The sequence below is a fragment of the Sphaerochaeta sp. genome (assembly GCF_050256055.1).
Classification (GTDB): Bacteria; Spirochaetota; Spirochaetia; order Sphaerochaetales; family Sphaerochaetaceae; genus Sphaerochaeta.
Genome location: NZ_JBFWIJ010000013.1, coordinates 24,024 through 43,156, shown reverse-complemented (window position 1 = coordinate 43,156; position 19,133 = coordinate 24,024). Strand labels below are relative to the sequence as shown.

Genomic DNA, 19,133 nt, shown 5'->3' with positions numbered 1-19,133 from the left:
ATACGGAACAGACAGCTTATAGGGGCTGTCTGTTCTGCTTTACCGAAGTGCATTGGATAGCAATTGTGCTTCCTTGGGAAGTGCATCCTTTCCCGATTTTGTCTGGATTTCGGTTCTGACCTGCCACTCGACCAGCTTGTGGAGCAATTCCAATCGAACCTCTTTGCATGCATCCCAAAGATTGGTGCATTCGTCTGGGTCATTGATCAGATCAAAGAGCTGTCCGGTTACCGGGTTTCCATGATAGACATTCAGTTTGTAGCGGCCGTCGGTGAGCATGGTGGCATGGATGGGTGGATCGAAGTAGCGTCCCGTCTTGTCGATGCCGGTCTGCCGATAGATGCACACCGCTTCATCGTGTCCTTTGCATCCTGGATCGAGCAGGTCGAGGGAATCGGGCATCAGAATCTGTCGTTGTTGGATGTCCATTCCCGCCTCACTGAGTATGGTAGCCGCCAGGTCATGGGGTTGCACCAGCAAAGCGCTTCGCTTCCCGCCTCCGGTTCCATTCGGGTGTTTGATGATGAGCGGAACTTTCACGCAGGGATCGTAAAAATAGGCGCCTTTGACGAATAGGTGATGGTCCCCAAGCATATCCCCGTGATCGCTGACGAAAATCACCATCGTCGAATCGGAAAGCTGTTCTTCCTCAAGGGTACGGAGCACGCGACCCACTTCATCATCAAGCAAGGCGAGGCTGCTGTAATAACCGACGCGCATCGCTTGGATATCCGCTTGACTGAACTTTGCAACCGGTCCGAGATACCCGTCGATCTGTTCCCGTCTCAACGCCTGTATTGCAGGCGTTTCATCCTCCTTTCCTGCAACGAGTGGAGGCAACGCATCCTCTCTCACCCGTGTTCGGTATTCAATGGGATACTGGTCATACGGGTTATGGGGGTCGAATACGCTCATCATACAAAAAAATGGTTTGTCCTTGGGACGGGATCGGAGAAATCCAATCGTTTCTTCAGCTGCCCAATGGGTGAAGTGATACTCTTTGGGGATATGTTTGAGATTCCGTCCCTGTTCCTTCAGTTTCCAGAAAAAATCCTCATGCTCCCGCTTCAGCCATGCGGCGTATCCATTGAACGGGGAATCCATACTTACAGAAGCTTCCATACACCATTGGTAGCGGGAAAATCCATCCTTGGGATGGCGTCTTTGTTCCTCTGCCACCCTACCGCTGACATGGAGTTTGCCGAAAAGCGCCGTCGTATATCCCAGATGCTGAAGATGCCAGGGAACGAGCGGTTGGGCATCATCGAGGACATCATGCAATCGGTACACCCCATGGCCGCAGGCCGGTTTTCCGGTCAGGATGCTCGCTCGTGATGGTGTGCAGACCGGACTGTTTACATACACTTGGTCGAAGATGATGCCTTCTTCGCCCAACGCATCCAGATTCGGTGTGTCCACCCAATCAGCTCCGTAGCAGCCCAGAGAATCCTGTCTCTGTTGGTCGGTCATGATCAGAAGGATATTTGGTTGCATGGGATCTCCTCGGGTATGCTCTTGCCTGATGATATTCTATAATATAGAATATAGTTCTATTATAAAGAATAATAACGTACTTATACCATGCATACAAGTCCAAGGAGGACGATTGATGATAGGTTCGGTATACAAAGCATTGCAAATACTTGAAGCATTTACCGTGGAGCAGCCGTTGATGAGCCTTTCTCTGATCAGCAAAAAGCTTGGGTATCCGAAGACAACCGTCTTCACCTTGCTCAAAACGCTGGAAGCAAAGGGGTATATCGAACAAATAGATCAGGGGACGTATTGCCTGGGAACTGCTCCCTTGCTGCTTACCCAGACAGTACGGGTGAATGTCCAGATTCGCGACCGTTCGGCACCGGTCCTGCGTAGGTTGGCCGACCGGACCAACCAAACCGTATACCTGGGAATTCCGGATGGAGGATATTGCCTGTACCTGTATGCGATCGAGACCTCACAGCGTTTGATGGCGAGAAGTGCCGTAGGGATGCGGATGCCCTTCGGCTGCAGTGCCCTTGGCAAGGCGATGCTTGCCTTTCTTGCCGATACGTCGTTGGTACCCGAATTGCCGGGGAACCGGGTATTGGAGGAGGAGTTGGTACAAACGAAGGCAAACGGGTATGCAATCGATGATGCCGTTCTTGTACCGGGTATCCATTGTGTGGCTGTGCCTATACTCGACCAAGCGGGGAAGAGTGTAGCCTCGGTGAGCCTGTCAGGAAACAGTGCACGGTTGGTGCATGAGGAACTTGGGATATACCTCTCGTATCTTCGGGAAGCAGCGGGGGAAATCAGATGTCTGCTCGGATATATTCCGAGCCTGTTATAGATAGGGGTTGTGCTTTTCGTTTGCGATGGTGCTGGCCGGCCCATGGCCGGGGAGGACCTGAACCTCCTCGGGAAGCTGCAGCAGACGGTCGCAACTTGCAAGGATGTCGGTATACGAGCCTCCGGGAAGGTCGGTTCGGCCGATGCTTCCGGCGAACAGTGTATCGCCGGTAAACACGAACTGACCTTCCTCATGATAGAAACAGACTCCTCCCGGAGTATGTCCGGGAGTTTGTATAACCGTCAAATGGCTGTCCTGCAGATACTGGCCGTCAGTGAAGAATCCAGTTGGTTCGGGCAACAGTTGCAATTGTTCGTCATACATCTGCAGGAAGCTTTTATCGAAGCAGACCTGTTTGATGCGTGCATACCCACCTTTGCCCAAATACTGAGCGTCCTGTTCCGAGACCAATACCTCGAGCGACGGCCACTTGGCTTTCAGACTTCCCAAAGCAGTGATATGGTCCCAATGGGTATGCGTGAGCAGAATGGCGACCGGCTTGACCGAACGTTGGGCAAGCCTGCGGATGATGGTATGACCGTCATTGCCTGGATCGATTATCCATGCACTGCTGGTTTCTTCATTGCCCATGAGGTAACAGTTGGTCTGATACGGCCCTACCACCAATCGCTCTACAAACATGACCTACTCCTTGTTGGAATAGCTGACCGAAGCGGTTCTACCCTTGATGTCCATGCCGTTGAGTTTGGCGATTGCTTTTTCGCAGTTTTCCTCACTCATGCTGATGAAGGAATATTTGTCATGGATACGAATACTGTAGATGTCCTCGCGGTTGATCTCCAGTTCGGTTTGAAGGAGCTGGCTCAGTTCCTTCGCATACAGCCGTTTCATCTTTCCGATGTTCAGATACAAGGTGCGGGCACCTTCGGGAAGCGGTTTTTCCTCACGGACTTTCTGCTGGGGTTTTTCTGCAACCGGTTGTTCGGTTTGGACAGGTTTTGCTTCCCGTTTTGCACGAGGGGCTTTTGCGCTGTCACGTCCGCTATTCCTGCGAGGGGTATTGGCCTGGGCGATTTCCCGCAGCAGGTAGGCCATGAAATAGCCTCGCAGGGAAAAGGGAACGTTTTTCTTGATGAGTTTTTTCAGTCGTTCAAGTTCATCGGGATTGGGGTCGGCCTTGGTTTTTCCGGCAAGCAGCTGGATGGTCCCAATCAACTGGGTGTCTTCGTTCGGGGTGCTCTTGTTATCATTGTCCATGAGCAGGTCTCCTTGATAGTGGTTTGCTCCGTGCCAGCGGTTGGCTTTTGTTTCCTGACAAGCAAGGCGGTGGTGTCATGCTTTCCCTGTTCCGGCTTACAGGAAAACCATACCGATGGACGCGCCTTTCACCCTTTCTTTCACAAGAAACACACGAAAGAAAGAAGCAAGTGGATACCGTAGAACGGTCACACTCGGAAGGGAGGCAGTGAATGCTGGCACATCTACTTGGACCTCCGTGACTGTGCGGGTGAGATCTGGTCAAACAATGAGGTAAACGTTTCCCATCCCACGGCAGTTTGTAGTCAGAATACCCAACCTCTTCCGCCTTTGTCAAGGAACGAAATGCCGGGGAATCGGGGGTTTGACTTTGCGTCGGGATGGTGGTGTATGCTACTATCCTCATATGGGAACCTTGCAGACGGATATTCAGCAAAAGCAGAAGGAAATAGAACAACACCACCGTGATCTGTATTCCCTGTATGCAGACCTGGGTGATAGTGTCGCCTTGATCGAGCATCTCTCGCCGATAGGGTATGCCCAACAGATGTATGAGCGCCTTTGCAAGGAGATGCAAGAATTGGAGACGGCTAGGCACGCCTACGAGCAGCTTGCAGGCTATATTTCCCAGATGGAAGATCGTTCACGCAAGATCAAGGAAATTGAGGCTGATATCCGTACGCTATCCAAGCCAAAGAAAAAGATATTTGCGCAATTGGGGGCCATCGCATGGGAGGCGTATGGATCGGAGGTACTTGTTGACCATGTGAAGCTGGTTTGTGATCCAATTTTTGAGGAACCACAACGAAGGATACACGTCCTCTCAGAGCGTTTGGAAGCACCCATCGGGCTGATTCGCAAGACATTGCTCCGCCAACGGCTGAAGAGCGAACGTGCATCACTTCCCGTTTTGTTTGCCAAGGCGGGACGACAGTTGGTGGAAATCGGTTGTGAAGCGGATCTCCCGTTGAAGGACCATCAGCCACTTATGAAGGAGCTGGGTGAACTGAGAGAGCGGGAAGCGGAGTTGCACCAGGAACTGGAGGTGCATCAGAGTGCGATGGCAAAATTGCAATCGCAGGAAGTGCAGAGCCCCAAGGCGAAGTTGGATGCTTCCGAACAGGTGTTGCGCCAAGCGCAGAAAGCGTGTGAGCAGGCATCTTCCGTGTACGGGAAGGAACTCTATGAAACCCTGCCGGATGACGTCAACACGCATATGATCGGGCATACTGCCCTCGGCTTGATGGACCAGATTACGTTGCATCGAAAACGGATCAAGCAACTCGAGAACGATATCCAGATGCTGCAGAATATGATCAAGGTTCAGGAACTTGAAGCGCAGATTGAGTTGGAAAATCAGAAGATGGCGCTGCTCAAAAACCAGATAGAGACGTGCAATCGCCAAATCCAGCAGGTATCGTCCTCCATTCAGCAGAAAAAGTCCGCCATCGAGTCCTTGCTCCCCGCAAAGCTAGAGGAACCGCATGCGTGATACTTCCAAAGATCCGAAACAACTCACCTTGGGCTTGGAAGATCCGCCGAAGACAAAAAAATCCAGCTCCTCGCTGAAAGTACGGTTGACCGATGATGCGAAGAAACCTTCTGCAACGCCTTCCCGTCGCACGAGACCTTCCGTGAACACCCGCAGCATGACCGTGAGAATCCCGGAGGGGAAACGGCCGACCACCCAATCGAAACCGAAGACCGGTACCAAAGCGGTCCATACTATTGAACAACCCAACTCCCATCTGGTACAGACACATGCCCCTCGTGTACACAGAACCGTCGTCGTTCCTCCGAAAATCGGAAAACGCAAAGGATACCGGCCTGCTCCGGAGAAGCTGATGCGTATTCCACTGCTCACTGCCTCTCTGGTGTTCTGTGCTTTGATCATCGGATGGACACTACATTTTTTCCCATTCGGCAAGCTGCCGACCGTTCAACCGCCGGCAACGAAGGAAGTGGTCGCCTTCACCGTCGAGCGGGGAATGACCGCCCGTTCGGTAAGCTTGTTGCTCCAAAGGCTGGGGGTGGTGGAGGATGCCCAGGCCTTGCTGGCGTATTTTGTCGAGCATGATCTTGCCACGGTGCTCAAGACCGGTTCCTATCTGATGACCAAACCGACCACATTCGAGGAAATCGGCCGAATGCTTACCTCCGATGGAGTGGAAGTCCAAGTGACCGTTGGTGCCGGGTTTACCCTGGAAACGGTGGATGCATACCTAACCAACCGACTCTTAATTTCCCCGGGAGCATTCAAGCATGCCGCCGGACAGCTGGTGCAGGCCTATCAGCTTGGATTTGCCGAAGGTTGGCTTCTGGCAGGAACGTATACCGTCAATCGCATCCGCAGTGCCGATGAACTTGCCCTCTCCATGTTCAAGGCAATGCTGCAGCAAGTGCAGAGGAATCTCGATTCCCCTCTATTGGATACCTATTCGGTCCAAGATCTCTTGATCATCGCCTCGATGATACAGGCGGAGACGCAGAATGAGGCGGAAATGCCGGACATTTCCGCGGTGATCCACAACCGCCTGGCTCAGGGCGAACCTCTGGGGATAGACGCGACCACCAGGTATGAATTGAACGATTGGACGAACCCCATTCCCAAAGAGGCATTGGAGTCAAAGACACCCTATAATACCCGCCGTAAGACAGGTTTGCCTCCCACCGGCATCAGCTGTCCCTCTCAAGCTGCCGTCAACGCCGCATTCCATCCCTCGGATGCTCAGTATCTGTACTATTTGCATGGTCTGGACAAACAGATTCACTTCGCCCGGACCTATGAGGAACATCAGCAAAACATCAAGGCGTATCGATAGGCCCATTCTTTCGGGAAAGCGCGAAGGAATAGATCATGGGGGCGAAGGCGAGAATCACCAGGATGCTGAAGAAGCTGATACCCGAAGGAAAGCCGAGCAGAAGCAAGATGATGATCAGCAGGCTCCCGATCGTCCAGAGCCATCCTGCGAATCGGTGTGTCTTCTTCCAGTTTTCCTCATCCGCAAGGGTCCAGGGCAACTTGATGCCGATGGTATAGTTCTGCTTGCATTTGGGCAGGTAGTTGCCGATCAGCAGAAACAGGAAAGCCACCGCCAAGGGTACGATCTTCTCTACTCTGAGGGGACTACCCAGGGCGATGAGCAGACTCAGCGGGGTAAGAAACAGACTCAGTGGGGCAAGTATCCATCTACTGATCAAATAGATGCGCTCCTTTGGATCCCGTTTGGGATCGGTCTTGAGTACAATTTGCAGGACGACATTCAGAAGGGCAAGCAACAATGGGATGCCGAATGCAGCAAATGCCTTGGGTGCATAATTGTCCGGTTCCCCGGCGACGTTGAAATGTATGGGGACACGATCAGGAAGGCGACGGTATACAACAAGGGAAAACACCAAGGGCAACAAACACACGAGGGTGGTCACAACCAGGGTACGATCAATCAGCGAGTTCTGTTTTTTCATCCGGTCCTCCGGCAAACTGTGCACACCAGAGCATGATCTCCTCGAATACCGAGGCATTCAGCTCGTAGTAGATGAAGTTCTTGTATTTGCTTTCCGTAATCAACGAAGCTTTCTTTAAAAGCGAGAGATGATAGGACACCGTCGCCGCAGATATATCGGGGAAATTGCCTGCAATTTCTCCTGCGCTTTGTTTTCCCTTCTTCAGGAGGGTCAGAATTTCACGGCGTTGCGGGTCGGCGATTGCTTTCATGGTTTGCGAAAAACCCATGGCTGCTCCTATTTAGAAATATTTCTAAATAGAGAGTAGAAAGGATGCACAAGAAAGTCAAGGAGGGTAAAGTCACTAAAGCGAACTTGATTTTCGCTCCATCCCTCTGATATAAGACAACCCCCGCTTCAGAAGAAGCAGGGGTTGCAGCCTACCGGCGATCGGAATCGAACCGATACGGATTATGCATCCATCAGATTTTGAGTCTGACGTGTCTACCAATTTCACCACGCCGGCATTGGACTCCGATATGCTAGCAAATCTGGAAGGAAAAAGCAACAGAGTTTTACAAAATGAGTGTCGATTGTCTTTTCCGTTTGTTTGATTTACAGTAGAAACCACACGGAGGAAATCGTGAAGATCGGGAAACACCTGTTGCTAATGGTTCTTTTGTTCAGTATCGTGCTGTACACATCGGCTGCAGCCGATCAGGATGACATCCTTCTGTCCAACGTTCCCATTGCCTATGGTGACGCACAATTCAGGCAACGGATCCTCGACCGTACCCAAGGGAAACGTTCTCCGGTAGGGTTGGTGCTCAGTGGCGGCTCCGCCCGGGCCTTTGCGCACATCGGCGTCCTCAAGTATTTGGAGGAGCAGGGGATTGTCCCTGACTTCATCATCAGCAACTCGATGGGAAGCATCGTGGGACTCATGTATGCCGCCGGCATGTCCCCCGACCAGATCTTGGAAAGTATCACCAGCGTGTCCCTGCAAAGCTTGTTCGATCTTACGCTTCCCTTGGAAGGCGGGGTGCTCGACTCTTCCCGATTCATCGCCAAATTGGCTTCGATTCTTGGAACAGACCTTACGCTGGAACATTTGCCGATCCCCATCATTGTGGTATCCGAGGATCTGGTGACCAAACGTCAGATTCAGATCAGTGAAGGAGATTTCTCTACGGTGCTCCGTGCAAGCTATGCACTTCCCGTTTATTTCAACCCGGTTCCCTATCGCGGGCATCTGCTTATAGACGGAGGCATCACCAACCTTGCTCCCATAGAATTGGCGTATCAATATGCTGACGATGTCATCGTTTCCACCACATTTTATGATGTCGACACCTTGAATCTGAAAAATCCGTTGACCATTCTGAATGTCTCCATCGACATCGGCAAGCGTCGTAAGGGAGTGGAGGAACTCAAGAAGTTCCTTGACCAGATCATCTGGGTCCGTTGTGGTGTGGAGGATGTTTCCTTTATGGAATTCTCGAAGGCAGCATACCTTTCCCAGAAGGGATATGAATCGGCGAAAACGCAGGCCCAGGCGCTCTCAGCGCTCCCAAAAACCGGGCAATCGATCGACCTTTCGGGATTGCGCACTGCCTTGGAGACTAAGCTGCAGGAAAGTACCGACCAGTACCGGCTCTTCGATCATGTGCCGGTGCATATACCATCACAGCTGCTCGGTCTTGGTTTGGACAGCGACTATGCCGTCGCCGATACTACCCCGCTGAAGGATGATACCACCCTAGGCTTGAAATACCTGTATCGCAGTGGTGATTTTTCTGCTCGTGTGAATGCCGGATCCTCGTTCCAGTTTCTTTCCAATGACCAATTCTCAATGGCTCCCGCGGTGCGGGCCCAAGCAGACTACTATCTGTTCAAACAGGTGAAGGCAAGCGCTTTCACCTCGTTTCTCTTCGACCTGACAGGGAACGCCCCCCTGCTTTCCTTCGGAGGGCAACTGGAGGGGCGGCTCTATTTGCTTGATGACCGACTGCGGTTGAGTCTGGTGCAATCATTCGAACAGTTGAGCAATTTCAAGGATAGTACCCATCTTGGTGTATGGAATGGAAATACCTTCTTCTCTACCACTGAGGTGCAGGCATTGGCGTCTTTTGCCGAGAATCCGATCTGGCAATTGGGAGACACATCCCTCTCGCTTTCCTACCAAATTCTGGGTGATTACCAACTGAATCGTACCTTCGTTTCCGCACGATTTGGAACCGAAGGTACATACAAAGCCTGGGATCTGTTCGGCACGATGAAGGGTTTTGCCCGATTTACCTTGGATGGAAAAGGAGAGGTCCCGTTCTTCTTCTCCGACGGGTTCAGGACGACCAATGCGACGATCAAGAACCAGGGGCATGACTTGTCGGTCTTTACAAATCCTGCAAACCAGTTGGTCGGATTGCAGCTTTCCATCGGGTACCGACCAAGGAATTTTGCTCCTGCACTCGCCGAGCTTTTCTTGATCAAACATTCCTCGATAGCCGTCTATTCCGATCTGTTGTGGATGAATCAAAATTTCACACCCTATCTTTCCCTGGGTTTGGAACTGCATACGGAAATCTCCCTACTGGGCATCCGAACCCTTCCGCTGACCATCTATGGAGGCTGGGATCAGAGTGTGAACAACCTGGTCTGGGGATTCTGGTTCAATATTGTGTACTAATCCGACGTAAGCTCATGCTTCTTTGCATAGGCTATATCCGCTTCGGTCAATTCGGTGTTCGGCATCCGCTCTTCTTCCGGATTTTCCGCTTTCTTTGCTTTCTTCTGTACCTTGGGGGCAAATCCGTCAAGGACGAGTCCTTCCTCAGGGGCGAAGGATTGAAGGATGGGTTTGGGAGCATTCCCTGATGCAACGGCCAAGGGATCGGCATCGATTTCCTTGGCTGTTTTTCGTCTGGTCTGTGGGTTCTCCAGAGCCGCAGTCAAGGATTCTATCATTTGCTTCGGTATTCCCGAGGTATTGGAGAATCGTGCTTCCAACGCTTGCTTGAGCAATGCAAGGGCTTCCCCGACCAAGCCGTAGTGGATTTTGACTTGGGCATAGTGCACATACGGTTCAGGGAATCGTGGTTTCCGCTCGACAAGTACCGAATACAGCGCCTCGGCCTTTTCCCATTTGCCTTCCTGGAGCAGGATCCACCCACGATTGTCCTTGAGCCCCGGGCTGGTTTCTTCCAACTCCTGCGATTCATCAAGCAGCGCCGCTGCTTTTTTGGTATCACCCTGTTCCAGTAGATACGTGGTGTAGTTGATGTACAGGTTCTTGTCGCGGTATCCGCTCTCATATACCTCTGTTACGGTATCCAGGGCTTTCTGCAGATCTCCCTCCATCCAATAGGCCATGCTGACCATCGTCTTGGCCACATTGTCCAGGTTGGGTGCGTGTTTTTTGGGTGATGCGAGATAGGTCTCGATGATGGCCTGTCCTTCCTTGGCATCCCCACGCTGCAGAAACATGCTCGCTGCGGTAATGACGAAGGTCTGCTCCAAGCCTGCATCAATCGCTTTACGGTAGAGCGGCCAAGCGAGATCCCAATTGGAGGGATTGGTGCTGGTCACTTTTCTGTTGGCCCTCAGGTAGTAGAAGACACTGCGTTTGCGAAAGAGGATGGCGGCAACGAACAATACTACGATAAGAATTCGTGCAACCAAGGGAATCGGCAGTACAAATATGATGACGACTATGAGTAAAAACAGCCAGAGGCCGAGGTTCTTGGTACGTTTCATACAACAGTTTCTCCTACAGACCTTTGTACTCTACCCAGAATGCGGGGTGGTTGCAAGAGTGGTTCGCTTTGCCGTATGGTACAGCTATGGAAGAACATGACATTCTTTTGCACGCCTGTTGCGGTCCTTGCAGTACGGCAAGCATCGAGCGGTTGCTTGAAGAAGGGTGGAATCCCATCCTCTATTTCTCAAACAGCAACATCTTCCCCGAAGAGGAAGCCATTCGCAGGTATGAGGCTCTGCTTGAAGTGGCCCGGACCTATCACCTGCAGGTGATCAACGAGCACTACGACCATGCTGCATGGTTGGCTTCTGTTGCAGGGTTTGAGACGGAGAAGGAAGGGGGAGGACGGTGTGAGCGCTGTTTCTCCTATAACCTGGCGCAGGCAAGCCAAAAGGCCGAGGAATTGGGTTTTCGGCACTTCACCACCACCTTGACGGTAAGTCGGTTCAAGAACAGTAAGATGATCTTCCGTGTGGGAGAGCAGTTCCCAAGTTTCGAGCCGATCGATTTCAAGAAAAAGGGCGGTTTTGACAAAAGCGTGCAATTGACCAAACAGTTGGGCATCTATCGCCAATCCTATTGCGGATGTGAATTCAGTAAACACTAGCTTGCAGGACGCATGGCATGGTATATTCTTTGTTGGTGAGGAGGTTGACATGCTACGAAAACTTTTGAAATTCCTCACCGGTAGACTGTTCATTTCCCTGGTATTGATCATTCTGCAGATCGCCATCTTCGTCTACCTGTTCTCCTTCGCCCAACACTATGCATTCTGGATACAATTCCTCTCGGCTCTTTCCATCCTTATGGCCTTGGTTGTGGTTACCCGTGACCTCAATCCGGCTTATAAAATCGGTTGGATGCTGATCTTCATGGCCATTCCGGTCTACGGAGGAATCTTCTATTTGCTCTTCGGCAATCGCAGGCTCAGCAAACGGGTGCGCAGGCGGCTGGAACAGTTGCAGATTTTCTACAAAAAAGGAGTGGGAGAAGGATCCTCCAGCCAAATACTTCCCATGAAGGCGCTTGCATCCTATTCCCCGACACTGGCCAAACAAGCCCAATATATCGCAAACATCAGCGGTTTCCCCGTCTGGAGCAATACGGAAGTGGAATATTTCAGCTCCGGTGAGGCGGTTATCCATGATATGGTTGCAGAAATGAAGAAAGCAAAGTCCTTTATTTTCCTGGAGTTCTTCATTATAGCCGAAGGGGAGATTTGGGATGCCATTCTTCATGTGCTTTTAGAGAAGAGGAAGATGGGGGTCCGCGTCTGCCTGATGTTTGATGATGTAGGATCCATTCTGGGCATCCCGTCCCATTATGACCGGAAGCTGCGCTCCCTCGGACTCGAGGTCGTCGATTTCAATCCGCTCAAAGCCCACCTCAACAGTCGTCTGAACAGTCGCGACCATCGCAAGGTGGTTGTCATCGACGGGAACATCGGATATACCGGCGGGCTGAACATTGCAGACGAGTATGCCAACAGAAAGCTGAAGTACGGCCATTGGAAGGATACCGCCGTAAAATTGAAAGGTGATGCGGTCGGGAGCCTCTCGCAGATGTTCCTGCAACTCTGGGCGTTCTCCACAGCCCAGACCGAAGACTTCAGTGCCTATCGTCCCACCTTGACCTGCAGGACCGACGGGTTCGTCCAACCCTTTGCGGATAATCCCTTGGATAACCAGAACGTCGCAGAGAGTGCCTATATCCAGATTATCAACATGGCCAAGCGGTATGTGTGGATCACCACTCCGTACTTGGTTTTGGACAATGAAATGCTCAATGCCCTGAAGATTGCGGCCCAGAGCGGGGTTGATGTTCGTATCATCACCCCGCATATGCCCGATAAGCGATATGTGTTTGCCGTGACTAGGGAGAATTACCGTCCCCTGTTGGAGTCGGGAGTGAGGATCTTCGAATACACCCCGGGTTTCCTGCATGCGAAGATGTTCGTCAGTGACGACAGGGTCGCCATTATCGGAACGATCAACATGGATTACCGGTCATTCTATTTGCACTTCGAGAACGGGGTTGCCTTTTATGGCTCATCGGTGATTCACGTCGTACAAGAAGATATTGAACGAACCTTGGGGCGCAGTCAGGAAATGAATCTGGAATTTTTGTACTCGCGTCCTTGGTGGGCGCGATTGAGCGGGGTCCTGTTGAAACTGGCTGCCCCGATGATGTAGGAGGATTGATGCGTTTTCTCAATTATGGATCGGTGAACATTGATTTGATCTTTTCGGTGGATCATATCGTCAAGGGAGGCGAGACTCTGCAAAGTACTTCCTTGGTCAGAAGTGCCGGAGGCAAAGGGGCAAACCAAAGTGCTGCATTGGCGAAGGCTGGTTCAGAGGTGTTCCATGCAGGCAAAATAGGGGAGGACGGACTGTTCCTGCTCGAGCTTCTTTCCGGCTACGGGGTCGATGTCTCCCATATCCGACGGTATGCAGGATCGACGGGGCAGGCCCTGATCCAGCTCGATGCGCAGAAACAGAATGCGATCATCCTGTATGGAGGCGGCAACAGTGCCATAACCAAACAGGAAATCGACCAAACCCTCGCTTGCTTTACCGGCGACGACATGTTGGTCCTGCAACATGAGATCGTACATATCGACTACCTTATCACCCAGGCCAAGGCGCGGGGAATGAAGGTCTGCATCAATCTGGCCCCCTATGATCCGAGTGCACTGTCCTTGCCGCTTCAACTGGTCGATTTGTTGGTGGTCAATGAACTGGAAGGAGCCGGTTTGGCGGGGTTGGATGAAAGCGCAAGCTTCTCGCTGATCCTGGAGACCCTTGTCGGTTCCTACCCCGATACACAGATACTCCTCACCGTCGGCAAGGAGGGGTGTTGGTATGGATTCAAGGACAAACGCATACACCAGGGAATTTATGAGACCAAGGTCGCCGATACCACGGCCGCAGGCGATACCTTCATCGGGTATTACCTAGCTTCTCTGGCACGAGGATATTCTGTGGAGCAAGGCTTGTCCTATGCCAGCAAAGCCGCCGGATTGGCGGTATCCCGTCCCGGTGCCATGGCATCCATCCCCCGAAAAGAAGAAGTGTTCGACTGAACGGTACGTTCTTCCAAGCATACGATAAAGATTGAAGCCAGTGATGTTTCCCTCATCACTGGCTTCAGTATGTTGCAAGCTTGTCTGTCCGGACGCGCTTTCTGTTTCTTAATTGGCTACGACGTACAAGGTGCGATTCAATCCCTGTTCAAATACGCTGTAACTGAAGTTGTAAGCGTTTGAGACAACGGAGAACCCATCCTCTTCGGCGGAGAATGTGGTTTTCTCCGGTACATATGCGTGGAGGCGAAGCACCACAGTGTCATTGATGCCTGCTGCTGCAACGAAAGAAGAAAGACAGGTAGCCAAGACGACCATAAGGATGATTGCTCTAAACTTCTTCATCTTGTACCTCCTTCTTCCGTGTTCTTACATTGATATAATATGTAGCATGTAAGAAGAAGTCAAGTAGTTAGAAAAAATAATTTATTATATTATAAGAATTTAGATATTGTCATATGTACGAAGATGTTGCATCTAACATATACCACTAACATATTACATATTACATAAAATGCATTGATTTTCCAAAGAAGTAAACTTCATATGACATGGGGATATTGCAGAAATACGACGGTATTTCAGGATTAGGGGCGATGAATACCTGTGGCATATCCCAAGATGTGACAAAAGACAAGAAGGAACAAAGTAGTCGCTTCTGACGTAAGATGGGATGAAGAAGTCGGGAAAACTTCTCACATACCCAACAATTGGAGATGGGTTTTCCGATATGCCGATGGACTGGACCCTGTCGATTGCTTGAAGCGCTTGGAAAAGTGGAATTCCGAACAAAACTGCAGCTTATCCGCTATTTCCTTGACTGAAAGATTGGTACTGGTCAAAAGCGCCCTGGCGGCTTCCAACTGGAGATTCGAATAATACTGCATCGGCGTGGTATTCATCCGCTTTTTGAATAACCTGACGAAATATGAGTGGTCCAGCTGTACATGGCTTGCGATCATGTCGAGACTGAGTTTGTCGAAGACATGGCGCTGCATGTACCGGATGGCTTTTTCCAAACGTACATTTTCTGTTTTCGAGTCATCCATCCGGGTTCCTGCTGCCAAATTGTAGAGCAGGCCCAAGACCTGATGACAGGCGCTGATGCGCAACTCTGGAGAGGAACTCAGCCCCTTGTCGCGTACTTCCTCAAAAAAGAAACGCAAATTGGTGCCCACGGTAATCGGATTCTTTTGCTCCAGGATCTCGATCAAGGGTTGTTCTTCCAGGCAACTGATCAGTGTGGCGTAATACGTCAGGCTTTCTTCCCGGCTTGCTTCGATGCTGTGTACGGTTTCACCCTTGGTTACAAACAAGGAACCAGGGGAGATGGCGTAGCGATTCTGGGCATTGGAGAAAGTACCGCTGCCGCTGACGAAATAATGGACTTCAAATTGGCCTTTCTCATGACTGTGCACCCGTTGGTGCCAGAGCAACTCCTGCTCCTCATGCATTTGAAAGACGAAAACTGCATCCAATAGCTCCATAAGTCAATAATACATATGTTTTTCCAATCTTGTCTATGGTATTCCGCCTTCGCTTGGGTGATGCTGTACCAAAGGAGATCAGCTGTATGCAAATTGTTGCAGGAATTGATACTGGTACGCAGAGCACAAAAGTGCTTTGTTATGACGTCTCGGCCAGACGTGTCCTGTTGACCGTCAGCGCCCCCCATGATCTGAACAGTGGTGAGGATGGGACTCGTGAGCAAGAAGCCGTATGGTATTTGGATGCGATCAGGGCCTGTTTTTCCCAGATTGATCCAGCGATAAAACAGCAGATTGCAGCGATCGGAGTCTCAGCCCAACAACATGGCTTCGTACCGGTTGGAAAGGATGGAGAGGTCCTTGCTCCGGTAAAACTCTGGTGCGATACCTCCACCAAGGCCCAATGTGATGAACTGACGGAAAAACTTGGGGGAAAGGATCGTGTATTTTCCCTCCTTGGCAATCAGATACTACCCGGTTATACACTCTCAAAGATTCTCCATCTGAAACAGCATCGGCCGCAGGCATATGCAAACCTTGCCCACATTTTGCTTCCCCACGATTACATCAACTGGTATTTGACCGGAGCGTACACTGCGGAAGCCGGTGATGCATCGGGTACCGCCTTTTTTGATGTCCGGCACAAGCAATACAGCTGCGAGGTCCTCCAAGCCGTCGATGATACGCGTGATCTATACTCAATGCTGCCTCCTTTGGTGGAGGCTGGAAGTCCGTGCGGGGTCGTTCAGGCCGAAGCCGCGCAGGAATTGGGTATTCGGCAAGGCATTCCTGTTTCCTGCGGAGCAGGAGACAACATGGCCGGAGCAATCGGCACCGGTTGTGTGGGCAAAGGGGACCTGACGATGAGCATGGGTACCAGTGGGACGCTATTCGGGTATAGTGACAGTTGCATCACTGATCCACAAGGTAATCTTGCAGCATTCTGCTCATCCACCGGAGGATATCTGCCCCTGCTCTGTACAATGAACTGCACCATCACCACGGAATCGGTGCGTCAGCTTTTCGGTTTTGACGTGAGGACGCTCGACCAGTTGGCCGCTGAAGCTCCGATCGGATGCGAGGGAGTGGTGATGCTGCCCTTCTTCAACGGGGAACGGGTACCGAATCTTCCCCATGGCAAAGGAGTGTTGGCCGGCCTCGACATGGGCAATATGAAAAAAGAAAATATTGCCCGAGCGGCCTTGGAGAGTTCAATCTATGCAATGAAAGGCGGTTTGGATGCATTCGCAAAGCTGGGGTTCGTCCCCAAGCGGATCATTCTCACCGGAGGCGGTGCGAAGAGTCCCATCTGGAGACAGATCGCCTGTGACGTCATGCAATTGCCGCTTGCGGTCCCCCAGGTGGGGGAAAGCGCAGCATTCGGGGCAGCCTTACAGGCGCTTTGGACGCTGGAAGGTGGTTCCATCGTGGATCTTGCCAAGGAGCATGTGCTGTTTGACGAGTCGAAATCATGTATGCCGAATGCAGAGGCAGGCAGACAGTATGCCCAAGCCTACCAGCGGTATCAGCAGTATGTCGAGGCGGTGACGCCTCTGTTTGAATAGGAGGATGGTATGCAATATTTCGTAGGAGAACAGGAATACTTCAAGGGTATCGGGAAAATTCAGTATGAAGGCAAAGGAAGCAAGAATCCTCTGGCGTTCAAATATTATGATGCAGACAAGGTGATTGCAGGAAAGACGATGGCTGAGCATCTGCGGTTCGCAACCGCATATTGGCACAGCTTTTGTGCAAACGGTACGGATCCATTCGGCAATGCCACGATCGATTTTCCGTTCCATAAGGAAGACAAGTATGCAAACGCCGTGGCAAAGGCCGATGCCGCATTCGAATTTTTCACCAAGATAGGTACCCCGTTCTATTGTTTTCATGATATCGACGCTTCACCGGACAGCGACGATGTCCATGAATATGAGCACAACTATCACAAGATTGCAGATGAGCTGCTCGCCCGCCAGAAGGCGTCGGGCATCAAGCTGCTCTGGAATACCTCGAATGTGTTCAGTCATCCCAATTATATGAACGGGGCGGCGACGAATCCCGACTTCAAGGTGGTGGCCCGTGCAGCGGTACAGGTACAGAACAGCCTGGAGGTGAATGTAAAGCTCGGCGGCCGGAATTATGTATTCTGGGGTGGCCGGGAAGGATATATGAGCCTTTTGAACACCGACATGAAGCGCGAGCAGGAGCATTTGGCCCGCTTCTTGATGATGGCCCGCGATTATGGGCGGAGCATCGGTTTCAAGGGCACATTCCTCATCGAGCCCAAACCGATGGAACCCACCAAGCATCAATACGACTATGATGCGGCAACTACGATCGGTTTCATCAAGCAATGGGGTCTGCAGGATGACTTCAAGTGCAATATCGAAGCCAACCATGCTACCCTTGCCGGCCATACCTTCAGCCATGACCTGCAGGTGTGTGCAGACCAAGGACTGTTGGGAAGCGTCGATGCCAACCAGGGTGACAGCATCAATGGATGGGATACGGATGAGTTCCCGACCAATGTCTATGAGACGGTTCAGGCCATGTTGGTGATCCTGCGTAGCGGCGGCCTCGGAAACGGTGGATTGAACTTCGACGCAAAGCGCCGACGCAATTCCACGGATTTGGAGGATTTGTTCATCGGACACATCGGAGGGATGGACAGCTTCGCCTTGGGTCTGGAGATCGCGCAGAGAATCATCGATGACGGTATCCTTGATGGTTTCGTGAAGGAGCGCTATTCGTCGTTCGATCAGGGGGAAGGCAAGCTCTTTGAGGACGGCAAGCTCACGCTTGCACAACTGTCCGAGATCGGCAGATCGGTGCAAATCAAAAAACACAGCGGAAAGCAGGAGTATTTGAATAATCTGCTCAACTCGTATTTATTCGGTTAGGTAAGGAAGACGGAAAGCACCGTGTAGCAGATGATGCTTACCATCACCGAGAGGGAAGAGGTAAAGGATGCGAGTTTTCCCTGGTCGGATATTTTGTCGGTGAAAGCCACCGAACTGGAAGCGACCGGGGAGAACACCACCAATGCCACCGTACTCTTGATGACCGGTGCAAAGTCGGTGAAACGGATGAAGAGAAACGCAAATACAACGGCAAGAACGTATCGGATGGACAGCAGGACCAAGGAATAATGGATCCAGCTGCGTTCAAAACGGATGTCGAGCATGAACCCTATCATCAGCATGGCGATGATGGGGTTTGCTTTTCCAATGGCAAGCATCCAATTCTGCAAAAACGCCGGTAGATGAATGGAGGCGAAACTGAGGCCGAGCATGAGCAGGTAGGTGATGAACGGGACTGAGGTGAAAAGCTTTTTCACCAGATCCTTGGTGTCGGGACGGGTACCACCGGCAGTCGATGCTGCAAGTGAATAGGTCAGACCGGTCGTCATCAGTGCATTTCCCAAGTCAAAGAGGGACGCTGCCACCAAGGCGGTCGGTCCGGAGAGCGCCTGTACGAAGGGGAAGGCGAAATTGCCGATGTTGTAGGTGGAACCGCAGAGTAGGGCATAGGCTTTGAGCTGTGAATTGGTCCGATGCATAGCCAGATACGAGATGCCCATCAACACGACATTCACGCCAATGCCGGTGAGGATCAACAGCAGCAGTGAATAATCCATGGTGAAGGTGTTGAAGCTGGCTATGATCGCCGCCGGAAGCGTAATATTCAGGGTGATGTTTGAGAGAGTCGTTCCATCTCTCTGGGTGAATATGCCCAATCGCTTCAGGACATAGGCCAGGATGATGAGAAAGAGAAACAATGCTACTTGAAAGAATGATTGGACCATGGTGG

General features: G+C 51.3%; 18 protein-coding genes and 1 tRNA gene. 9 read left to right on the top strand and 10 right to left on the bottom strand.

Translation table 11 applies throughout. The features are described 5' to 3' along the window. Positions 1-39: 39 nt before the first annotated feature. On the bottom strand, positions 40-1,494 hold the full coding sequence (locus AB7C91_RS06950; RefSeq protein WP_332447190.1) for a sulfatase family protein: 1,455 nt from the start codon (positions 1,492-1,494) through the stop codon (positions 40-42). A 115-nt stretch (positions 1,495-1,609) separates the two neighbouring features. On the opposite strand from AB7C91_RS06950, the gene AB7C91_RS06945 reads away from it, so the two are divergent. Next, positions 1,610-2,329, top strand: a complete 720-nt coding sequence (locus AB7C91_RS06945; protein WP_332447191.1) for an IclR family transcriptional regulator — start codon at positions 1,610-1,612, stop codon at positions 2,327-2,329. Here AB7C91_RS06945 and AB7C91_RS06940 read toward each other — a convergent pair. Continuing rightward, positions 2,324-2,971 (bottom strand): MBL fold metallo-hydrolase, encoded by a 648-nt coding sequence (locus tag AB7C91_RS06940; RefSeq protein WP_332447192.1) that lies wholly within the window; start codon positions 2,969-2,971, stop codon positions 2,324-2,326. The genes AB7C91_RS06945 and AB7C91_RS06940 overlap by 6 nt on opposite strands. A 3-nt stretch (positions 2,972-2,974) precedes the next feature. Further along, positions 2,975-3,547: a DbpA RNA binding domain-containing protein gene (locus AB7C91_RS06935; protein WP_332447193.1), complete on the bottom strand. Its 573-nt coding sequence runs from the start codon at positions 3,545-3,547 to the stop codon at positions 2,975-2,977. 406 nt (positions 3,548-3,953) lie between these two features. On the opposite strand from AB7C91_RS06935, the gene AB7C91_RS06930 reads away from it, so the two are divergent. Then, positions 3,954-5,039 carry a hypothetical protein gene (locus tag AB7C91_RS06930; protein WP_428590123.1) on the top strand — a complete coding sequence of 362 codons (1,086 nt, stop codon included), beginning with the start codon at positions 3,954-3,956 and terminating at the stop codon, positions 5,037-5,039. After that, the gene (gene mltG / locus AB7C91_RS06925; RefSeq protein WP_428590120.1) at positions 5,032-6,369 is read left to right on the top strand and encodes an endolytic transglycosylase MltG; all 1,338 of its coding nucleotides are present in this window, start codon (positions 5,032-5,034) and stop codon (positions 6,367-6,369) included. Before AB7C91_RS06930 ends, mltG begins: the two co-directional genes overlap by 8 nt. Here the strand turns inward: mltG and AB7C91_RS06920 are convergent. The 3 genes from AB7C91_RS06920 to AB7C91_RS06910 all read right to left on the bottom strand — a co-directional run bounded on the left by AB7C91_RS06920 (position 6,353) and on the right by AB7C91_RS06910 (position 7,517). Further along, a complete protein-coding gene (locus AB7C91_RS06920; RefSeq protein ID WP_428590117.1) occupies positions 6,353-7,012 on the bottom strand; it encodes an SdpI family protein in 660 nt (219 codons plus the stop codon). The two genes, mltG and AB7C91_RS06920, sit on opposite strands and share 17 nt — an antisense overlap. After that, a complete protein-coding gene (locus tag AB7C91_RS06915; protein ID WP_332447197.1) occupies positions 6,987-7,280 on the bottom strand; it encodes an autorepressor SdpR family transcription factor in 294 nt (97 codons plus the stop codon). Before AB7C91_RS06915 ends, AB7C91_RS06920 begins: the two co-directional genes overlap by 26 nt. A gap of 152 nt (positions 7,281-7,432) precedes the next feature. Further along, positions 7,433-7,517 (bottom strand) — tRNA-Leu (locus tag AB7C91_RS06910). Positions 7,518-7,634: 117 nt separating this feature from the next. Here AB7C91_RS06910 and AB7C91_RS06905 point away from each other — a divergent pair. Then, positions 7,635-9,677, top strand: coding sequence for a patatin-like phospholipase family protein (locus AB7C91_RS06905; RefSeq protein WP_428590114.1), 2,043 nt, complete (start codon positions 7,635-7,637; stop codon positions 9,675-9,677). Here the strand turns inward: AB7C91_RS06905 and AB7C91_RS06900 are convergent. Next, a complete protein-coding gene (locus AB7C91_RS06900; RefSeq protein WP_332447199.1) occupies positions 9,674-10,744 on the bottom strand; it encodes a pilus assembly protein PilF in 1,071 nt (356 codons plus the stop codon). The genes AB7C91_RS06905 and AB7C91_RS06900 overlap by 4 nt on opposite strands. Positions 10,745-10,830: 86 nt before the next feature. Here AB7C91_RS06900 and AB7C91_RS06895 point away from each other — a divergent pair, with 86 nt between their 5' ends. Genes AB7C91_RS06895 through AB7C91_RS06885 form a run of 3 tightly spaced genes read left to right on the top strand, consistent with a single transcriptional unit; the run spans position 10,831 to position 13,833 of the window. Next, positions 10,831-11,355 (top strand): epoxyqueuosine reductase QueH, encoded by a 525-nt coding sequence (locus AB7C91_RS06895; RefSeq protein WP_332447200.1) that lies wholly within the window; start codon positions 10,831-10,833, stop codon positions 11,353-11,355. A 49-nt stretch (positions 11,356-11,404) separates the two neighbouring features. After that, positions 11,405-12,940: a cardiolipin synthase gene (gene cls / locus AB7C91_RS06890; protein WP_332447201.1), complete on the top strand. Its 1,536-nt coding sequence runs from the start codon at positions 11,405-11,407 to the stop codon at positions 12,938-12,940. A gap of 8 nt (positions 12,941-12,948) precedes the next feature. Beyond that, positions 12,949-13,833, top strand: a complete 885-nt coding sequence (locus AB7C91_RS06885) for a ribokinase (RefSeq protein ID WP_428590110.1) — start codon at positions 12,949-12,951, stop codon at positions 13,831-13,833. 108 nt (positions 13,834-13,941) lie between these two features. Here AB7C91_RS06885 and AB7C91_RS06880 read toward each other — a convergent pair whose 3' ends face one another. Beyond that, positions 13,942-14,178: a hypothetical protein gene (locus AB7C91_RS06880; protein ID WP_332447203.1), complete on the bottom strand. Its 237-nt coding sequence runs from the start codon at positions 14,176-14,178 to the stop codon at positions 13,942-13,944. Between the two features lie 350 nt (positions 14,179-14,528). After that, positions 14,529-15,320, bottom strand: coding sequence for an AraC family transcriptional regulator (locus AB7C91_RS06875; protein ID WP_332447204.1), 792 nt, complete (start codon positions 15,318-15,320; stop codon positions 14,529-14,531). Between the two features lie 86 nt (positions 15,321-15,406). On the opposite strand from AB7C91_RS06875, the gene xylB reads away from it, so the two are divergent. Further along, positions 15,407-16,885 carry a xylulokinase gene (gene xylB, locus AB7C91_RS06870; protein ID WP_332447205.1) on the top strand — a complete coding sequence of 493 codons (1,479 nt, stop codon included), beginning with the start codon at positions 15,407-15,409 and terminating at the stop codon, positions 16,883-16,885. A gap of 9 nt (positions 16,886-16,894) precedes the next feature. Then, entirely contained in the window at positions 16,895-18,223 is a 1,329-nt protein-coding gene (gene xylA / locus AB7C91_RS06865) for a xylose isomerase (protein ID WP_332447206.1), read from the top strand. Here xylA and AB7C91_RS06860 read toward each other — a convergent pair. Next, complete coding sequence (locus AB7C91_RS06860; RefSeq protein ID WP_428590105.1) at positions 18,220-19,128, bottom strand: AEC family transporter; 909 nt, start codon at positions 19,126-19,128, stop codon at positions 18,220-18,222. The two genes, xylA and AB7C91_RS06860, sit on opposite strands and share 4 nt — an antisense overlap. Between the last annotated feature and the right edge of the window lie 5 nt (positions 19,129-19,133).

Excerpts from the sequence above, each read along its gene's own strand:
- AB7C91_RS06950 (WP_332447190.1), bottom strand. The coding sequence starts at position 1,494 with ATGCAACCAAATATCCTTCTGATCATGACCGACCAACAGAGACAGGAT.
- AB7C91_RS06945 (WP_332447191.1), top strand. The coding sequence starts at position 1,610 with ATGATAGGTTCGGTATACAAAGCATTGCAAATACTTGAAGCATTTACC.
- AB7C91_RS06940 (WP_332447192.1), bottom strand. The coding sequence starts at position 2,971 with ATGTTTGTAGAGCGATTGGTGGTAGGGCCGTATCAGACCAACTGTTAC.
- AB7C91_RS06935 (WP_332447193.1), bottom strand. The coding sequence starts at position 3,547 with ATGGACAATGATAACAAGAGCACCCCGAACGAAGACACCCAGTTGATT.
- AB7C91_RS06930 (WP_428590123.1), top strand. The coding sequence starts at position 3,954 with ATGGGAACCTTGCAGACGGATATTCAGCAAAAGCAGAAGGAAATAGAA.
- mltG (WP_428590120.1), top strand. The coding sequence starts at position 5,032 with ATGCGTGATACTTCCAAAGATCCGAAACAACTCACCTTGGGCTTGGAA.
- AB7C91_RS06920 (WP_428590117.1), bottom strand. The coding sequence starts at position 7,012 with ATGAAAAAACAGAACTCGCTGATTGATCGTACCCTGGTTGTGACCACC.
- AB7C91_RS06915 (WP_332447197.1), bottom strand. The coding sequence starts at position 7,280 with ATGGGTTTTTCGCAAACCATGAAAGCAATCGCCGACCCGCAACGCCGT.
- AB7C91_RS06900 (WP_332447199.1), bottom strand. The coding sequence starts at position 10,744 with ATGAAACGTACCAAGAACCTCGGCCTCTGGCTGTTTTTACTCATAGTC.
- AB7C91_RS06895 (WP_332447200.1), top strand. The coding sequence starts at position 10,831 with ATGGAAGAACATGACATTCTTTTGCACGCCTGTTGCGGTCCTTGCAGT.
- cls (WP_332447201.1), top strand. The coding sequence starts at position 11,405 with ATGCTACGAAAACTTTTGAAATTCCTCACCGGTAGACTGTTCATTTCC.
- AB7C91_RS06885 (WP_428590110.1), top strand. The coding sequence starts at position 12,949 with ATGCGTTTTCTCAATTATGGATCGGTGAACATTGATTTGATCTTTTCG.
- AB7C91_RS06880 (WP_332447203.1), bottom strand. The coding sequence starts at position 14,178 with ATGAAGAAGTTTAGAGCAATCATCCTTATGGTCGTCTTGGCTACCTGT.
- AB7C91_RS06875 (WP_332447204.1), bottom strand. The coding sequence starts at position 15,320 with ATGGAGCTATTGGATGCAGTTTTCGTCTTTCAAATGCATGAGGAGCAG.
- xylB (WP_332447205.1), top strand. The coding sequence starts at position 15,407 with ATGCAAATTGTTGCAGGAATTGATACTGGTACGCAGAGCACAAAAGTG.
- xylA (WP_332447206.1), top strand. The coding sequence starts at position 16,895 with ATGCAATATTTCGTAGGAGAACAGGAATACTTCAAGGGTATCGGGAAA.
- AB7C91_RS06860 (WP_428590105.1), bottom strand. The coding sequence starts at position 19,128 with ATGGTCCAATCATTCTTTCAAGTAGCATTGTTTCTCTTTCTCATCATC.